The 6,425-nt window shown below is 73.2% G+C and carries 6 protein-coding genes; all 6 read right to left on the bottom strand.

The window, feature by feature from the left end:
* Positions 1–1,301: MCE family protein (locus tag ACBR40_RS40325; RefSeq protein WP_371252122.1), on the bottom strand; the 1,301-nt coding region annotated here is incomplete at its 3' end.
* Positions 1,298–2,314 carry an MCE family protein gene (locus ACBR40_RS40320; protein WP_371252121.1) on the bottom strand — a complete coding sequence of 339 codons (1,017 nt, stop codon included), beginning with the start codon at positions 2,312–2,314 and terminating at the stop codon, positions 1,298–1,300. The genes ACBR40_RS40320 and ACBR40_RS40325, both read right to left, overlap by 4 nt.
* Positions 2,311–3,324 (bottom strand): MCE family protein, encoded by a 1,014-nt coding sequence (locus tag ACBR40_RS40315; protein ID WP_371252120.1) that lies wholly within the window; start codon positions 3,322–3,324, stop codon positions 2,311–2,313. The genes ACBR40_RS40320 and ACBR40_RS40315 overlap by 4 nt, the downstream gene beginning before the upstream one ends.
* Positions 3,321–4,346, bottom strand: coding sequence for an MlaD family protein (locus ACBR40_RS40310; RefSeq protein WP_371252119.1), 1,026 nt, complete (start codon positions 4,344–4,346; stop codon positions 3,321–3,323). The genes ACBR40_RS40315 and ACBR40_RS40310 overlap by 4 nt, the downstream gene beginning before the upstream one ends.
* Positions 4,346–5,401 (bottom strand): MCE family protein, encoded by a 1,056-nt coding sequence (locus tag ACBR40_RS40305; RefSeq protein WP_371252118.1) that lies wholly within the window; start codon positions 5,399–5,401, stop codon positions 4,346–4,348. The genes ACBR40_RS40310 and ACBR40_RS40305 overlap by 1 nt, the downstream gene beginning before the upstream one ends.
* Position 5,402: 1 nt before the next feature.
* Complete coding sequence (locus tag ACBR40_RS40300) at positions 5,403–6,422, bottom strand: MCE family protein (protein WP_371252117.1); 1,020 nt, start codon at positions 6,420–6,422, stop codon at positions 5,403–5,405.
* Positions 6,423–6,425 lie beyond the last annotated feature (3 nt).

The raw sequence follows: 6,425 nt of genomic DNA, 5'->3' as shown, positions 1-6,425 counted from the left end.
CCACTCGCCACCACGGCGAGGAAGATCGCGGCGATCAGCGGGACGATGTTCGTCGGGGTACGGGACGACGGGGCGGCGGCCCCGCTGGGGGAGGGCGTTCCGGGGTCGAGCTCGTCCTGGTCCGACGGTTCGGGCGACGGTTCAGGAGAAGAGGGGTCGGGCGGCGACGTCGTGTCGGGGTCGGGGTCGGTGTCGGGGTCGGTGTCGGGGTCGGAGGAGGCCGGGGCGCCGGTGTGGCGGACGTCGGCGGCGACCGCCCGCTTCGGGCAGGCGCGCGCCCGGGGCACCGACGGCGGCCCGAGCGGCCCCGCGTACTCCTCGGCCGGGGTCGGCCCGCCCGGCACGCTGAAGATGAACGTCGCCTTCCCGTACACGGTGCCGCCCTGCCGTTCGCTGATGTCGTCGGCCAGGCTGAGCGCCGTCGGCACGATGGAGAGCAGGTGGTGGGCGTTGCGTTCGGTCGCGGCCGAGAACGCGGGCCGGTGCGGCAGCCCCAGCCCGGTCAGCAGGCAGGAGAACCCCGGCCGTGACCGCTTGACGGCCGCCTCGAGCTGCGCGAACACCCCCGGCCCCTGGTCGAGGAAGGCGTTCAGGTCGGTGCGCGAGGCCCGCAGCGCGGCCGTCACCGTGCTGAGGTCGCCGATCCCGGAGGCGAGGGCGTCCTTCCGCCCGGCCAGGGTGTGCGTGAGCCGGGTGAGCTGCACCGCCAGCTCGTCGAGCGCGTCGGCGTTGTCGGCCAGCGTCCCGGTGAGCTGGTGGGCGTCCTCGATGATGTTCCGGATCGCGGGCGCTCGCCCGTCGAGCGCGACGGCCAGCTCGTGGGTGATGGTCCTGGCGTCGCGGGGCGGTACGGCGTTCAGCAGCTTGCCGACGCCCTCGAACAGGCGCTTGTAGTCGAGCGGCACCGCCGTCTTCGTCAGCGGGATCGTGTCCCCGGCCGCGAGGACCGGCCCGCGCACGCCGGTCGCCGGCGGCGACAGCTCCACGTACGGCTCCCCGACCGCCGACTTGCGCCGCACCTCGGCCGTCACGCCCCTCGGCAGCCGTACGTCGCGGTCGAGGTCGAGCCCGACGACGATCCGGCCGGGCGCGAGCCGCACGTCGCCGATCCTGCCGACCCGCACCCCCAGGTACGCCACGTCGAACCCGCGTACCAGCCCTGGGGAGGAGACGAACTCGGCCGACACCCGGTACGGCCGCTCGATGACGTCCAGCCGGATGACGGTGCTGAACGCCCAGACCGTCATGACGATCCCGAGCAGCACGAAGAAGCCGAGGTTCAGGTGGATGCGGTGCCTCATCGCGGCGGCTCCAGCAGCAGGCGGAAGTCCCCGCGCCCGTCGGCCGCGGGCGGGTCGCCGGGGGAGGAGGGGGCGGGGGCGGGCAGCAGCAGGCCCTTCAGCCAGAGGTAGGTGAGCATCTGCCCGTTGACCACGATCGGCGGCGCGTCGATGAACTCCTGGAGCTCGTTCACCAGCCTCTTGAGGTCCTCCTTGCCGCGCTGCATCGACGACGAGACGGCTTCGAGCTCGCGCAGCAGCGTACGCAGCCGGGCCGCGTGGCGCGGGTAGACGGTGAGGTTGGCCTCCCTGGCCAGCTTCGTCAGGGCGATCACGGTCGTCTTGATGTGCCGGCGGCCGTGCGCGAGCCGGGAGGTGGCCGCGGCGAGCGTGCCGGGCAGCCGGTCCAGCTCGGCGCTGCCCTCGGCCAGGTCGTCGCCCAGCCGGGCCAGCGCGTCGATGGTGGTGGCGAGGTCGGCGCGGGCGGCCGCGTAGGCGTCGGTGACCTCGGCGGTCTGCCTGATGAGCCGGTTGACCTGGTCGCCCTGCCCGGCGAACGCGGTCGAGGCGGCGTCGAGTATGGCGTTGACGTCCTGCGCGCCGAGCGCCTCGATGAGCGGCCCGGCCCTGGCGGTGACCTGCTCGATGTCCGGCTCGACGGAGGTCTCGGCGATGGTGGCGCCGTCGGCGAGGTACGGCCCGGTGGTCAGGTCCTTGCCCGGCGGCGGGGTGAGCAGCACGTAGTTCTCGCCCAGCACGGACGTCTTCGCGACGGTGGCGGTGCTGCCCTGCGGCACCCGGTGCGCGGCCTGGACCGACATGGTGACCCTGGCCCGGTAGCCCTGGAGCCGGATGCCGGTGACGGTGCCGACCCGTACGTCGGCGATCTGCACGCTGTGCCCGGTCACCAGGCTCTGCACGTCGTCGAAGACGGCGTGCAGCGTCAGCTCGCCCGTCGTGGCACCCGGCGTCGGCAGCGAGCAGGACGCGGTCATGAGCAGCGCGAGCAGCGCGGCCGGCAGGCGTGCCCTCATCGCCGCCTCCTCGGGCAGTTGCTGAGCCCACCGGGCAGGCACGGCACCGGGCCGAGCTTCAGCGCGTCGAACAGCGGCTGCAGCCAGGCCCTGGTGAGCGCGCTGAGCACGACCCGGATCTTCAGCACGTGGTGTTTCCTGTCCCAGGAGTCGACGAGCACGTCGGCGAAGTCGGCCGCGCCCTTGACCGCCCGCGCGACGGACTCGCTGTTGGCCCGCATCGTCAGGACCAGCTCGGCCAGCGTCCCCGCGGCCTGCGGCAGCCGGGTGGAGTACTGCTCGATGAGCACGTCGCCGCGCCGGACGAAGTCGGCCATGCCGGCGATGAAGCCGCGCAGCCGCCGCCGCTCCTCGGCGAGGATGGCACTGGCCTCGGAGAAGGAGTCGATGGCGCCGGTCACCTGGCTCTCGCGTTCGTTGAGCGTGGTGGCGATCTTGTTGAGGCCCTTGGCCAGGTCGACGAGCTGCTGGTCCTGCTTGGCGAGGGTGCCGGTCAGCTCGGCGGTGTCGGCGATCGCGTTGTTGATCGTCTTGCCGCGGCCCCGTACGCTGCGGGCCAGGTCGCCCGCCGTCTCGCCCAGCTTGTCGGAGTCGAGCGCGTCGGTCAGCTTGGTGAACGCGTCGAGCGCGTCGTCGATCTCCACCGGCAGCTCGGTGCGCTCCAGCGGGATCGTGGCACCGGCCGCGATCCGCCGGTCGCCGGGCCGCCACGGCGGGTGGAGCACGACGTTCCGCTCGCCCAGGGTGTTCTGCGGCGCGACCACGGCGCGGACGTCGGCCGGCAGCGGCACCTCCCGGTCCACCAGCAGGCTCACACGCACCCGGTCGCCGTCGATGCGGATGCTCTCGACGTAGCCGGCGTCGAGGCCCATGACCTTGACCCGCGCCTGCTCGTACAGGGCGGGCGCGGCGCTGAAGACCGCCGTCAGCCGGTACGGCTGCGCCCCCGGCACCGAGCACCCGGACGCCAGCAGCGCCCACATCGTCAGGACCGCCGCCAGCCGCCTCACCGGTCGTCCTTCCTGTCCTTGGCCACAGCGGCCAGCACCTCGGGGTTGATGGGACCGAGGCCCGTGGCGATGGCCTCCAGCCACGGGCCCTGGCCGCCCATCGTGGCGAGGCCCGTGAACGTCGGGCCCGCCCACGCGAGGAGCGCGTTGAACTCCTTGTTGCTGCCGCTGAGCCGGGTCGTGATGGCCGCGTTGTCGTCGAGCACCCGGACGAGGGCGCGCTCGTGCTCGCTGATCAGCCGCGTGGTGCTCTGCACGAGGTCGCTGCCGTCGCCGAGCAGGGTGCGCAGCTCGTTGCGCCGTTTGCGCAGCTCGCGCAGCATGACCTCGATGGCGTCGATGAGCCGGACGAGCTGTCTGTCCTTCTTCTCCAGGACGTCCATGATCTTGTTGCCGTTGTCGAGGAGCCGCTGGAGCTGTGGCTCGCTCCTGCTGATCGTGTCCGACAGGTCGCCGATGTTGCGCAGCAGCCGGGTCAGCCGGCCCTTCTTGGACAGGTCCACCTTGTTCAGCTCGCTCAGCAGGTCGTCCACGGCGTCGGTGTCGAGCCGCTTCACCAGCCGGGTGGCGTCGTTGATGGCGTCGTTGACCAGCGTCGGCACGCCCGTCCTGTCCAGGGGGATGCGCCGCTGCGCCTCGGGGAGCTGGTCCAGGTAGGGGGCCGCGACGGCGCCGGACAGCTTGACGTAGCGGCCGCCGAGCAGGTTCGACAGGGCGATGTCGGCCCGGGTGGCGCGGCCGAGCCGTACGCCGTCGTCCACCCGCCAGGTGACGACGACCTGGCCGCGGGCGTAGTCGGCGCGCACCTCGGTCACCTTGCCGACGCGTACCCCGGCCACCCGCACGTCGTTGCCGGTCCGCAGCCCGCCGGAGTCGGCGAACACGCCCGAGACGGTGTAACCGCCCTCCAGCAGCCCCAGGTTGCCGACCAGGAACGTGACGGCGAGGATCGCGCCGAGCGTCACCATCGACACCAGGCCGACGGCGTGCTTGTTGCGGTCACGGAAGGATTTGAGCGGCATCAGCGGCCCACCATCAGCTTGCGCAGGTCGTCGGCGCTCTGCACGCGCGTGTTGCGGAGCGGCGGCGGCGTCTGCATCCCGTACGGGCACGGCGCCGGCCCCAGCGCCAGGCAGGGCACGGCGGTGACGAAGTAGCGGCCCCGGTCCACCGTCGAGTACGCCCGCGCGAGCACCGGCTGCAGGGTGTTCACCGTCCGGTCGATCTGGCCCACGTGCCGCCGGACGCCGCCGGTCAGCCCCTGGAGGTTGTCCACGAACGCGCCCAGCTCCCCGGCGTTCCTGCCGAGCACCTGGTCGGCGGTGTGCACGGTGGCCGACAGCTCCACCAGCGAGTCGTCCACGAGCCTGCGGTTGGCGGCGAACGCCTCGGTCAGCGTGACGAGGTTGTCGACGAGCCGCTCGATCTGCACGTCCCGGCGGGCGACCACGTCGCTGACGGTCGCGTAGTCCTTGAGCAGGCCCTCGATCGTCCGCCGGCGTTCGGCGACCGTGGTGGTGATGGCGTCCACGTTGTCCAGCAGCCGCGGGAGGTTGCGCTCGTTGCCCTTGAGCGCGGCCGCGGCGGCGGTCAGGAGCTGGTTGATCTGGTCGGCGTCGAGGCTGCGGGTCAGCGGGCCGAGATCGCTGACGAGCTGCCCGACGTCCACGACGGACGAGGTGCGCGCGATCCGGCCGCCGGGCGGCAGCCGGCCGGGCGCGGTGCCGGGCAGCAGGTAGACCACGCGCTGGCCGATCGCGTTGCGCCAGCGGATCGCCGCCTCGGTGTCGGCAGGCACCCTGACCGCGTCCTGCACCTCCATCGTGACCTCGGCGCGGCCGTCCACGACCCTGATGTCCTCGACCCGGCCCACCGGCGCGCCGGCGATCTTCACCTGGTCGCCCTCGGCCAGCCCGGACACGTCGTCGAACGCGGCCACGACGCGGTAGCCGCCACCGCCGCCGACCCGGGCGATCTGCACGCCGATCACCACGATCAGCGTCACGGTCAGCCCGAGGAACAGCGCGAAGCGCAGGAACGTCCAGCGGCGGCGGGCCCGTTCGGCGGAGACGCCCATCTCAGCGCCTCCCGTCGGTCGGGCCGCAGGCGCCGACGAACAGCTCGCAGACGTCGGTCTCCACGAACGCCTCCACCTGGAGCTGGTTCCTGCCGCCAGGGCCGGGGGCCTCGACGAGCTCGTTGAGCAGGTCGAGCAGCCGGTTGAGCCCGCGTACGCCGTCGCCGGCCAGGCCGAGCTGGGCGTAGATGAGCGCGGCCACCCGCTCGGCGGAGTGCACCCCGGCCCGCAGGTCCTGGCGGTGCGCGCGCAGGCCGTGCGCGCCCTGCTCGGCGATCGAGGTCGTCTCCTGCAGCAGGGCGCGTACCTTGTCGGCGCGTCTCAGCAGGTCGGGGGTGATGACGTTGACGTCGGAGGAGATCGAGACCAGCTCGTCGCCCTTGTCCGACAGGGCCGTGCCGAGCGCGGCGGTGTCGCGCAGGAACCGCCGGGCGAGGTCGCGCCGGCGGTGGGCCACGCCGACGAGGGTGCCGGCGTCGCCGATCAGCTCGCGCAGGTTGCCGCCCTCGCCGTCCAGGCCGCGGGCCAGGGTGTGGACGATGACGGTGACCTCGCGCGGGTCGATCGCGTCGAGGCCGCGGTAGGCGGCGCCGAGCGTGTCGGACAGGTCGAGCGGTCCCGTGGTGTTCGTGATGACCGCGCCGGAGGCGAGGAAGGGGCCGGTGGCCTCGTCAGGGCCGGGGACGAGGGCGACGTACTTGGGGCCGAACACCGAGCTGGGCTCGACGGAGGCGGACGCGGAGGCCGGCACCCGCACCTCCGGCCGCACGTGCATGGTGACCACGGCGCGGCCCTTGGCGTCGAGGGAGACGCCGGTCACGTCGCCCACCGTGATGCCGCGGATCTTGACCGGCGAGTTGGTGTCCAGGCCCTGCCCGGCGCGGGCGAACACCGCGTCGATCCGCGTCCCGGCCGCCTCGGTGGCCGTGCGCACCACGACGACCCCCGTCGCGGCCAGCACGGCGAGCACGGCGAAGGCGATGCCCACCCGGGCGGCGAGGGGAAGTTCGAATCGGGCCACCGG

Source organism: Nonomuraea sp. AD125B (assembly GCF_041402765.1).
Taxonomy (GTDB): Bacteria; Actinomycetota; Actinomycetes; order Streptosporangiales; family Streptosporangiaceae; genus Nonomuraea; species Nonomuraea bangladeshensis.
This window is presented reverse-complemented; position numbering and strand designations above follow the sequence as displayed.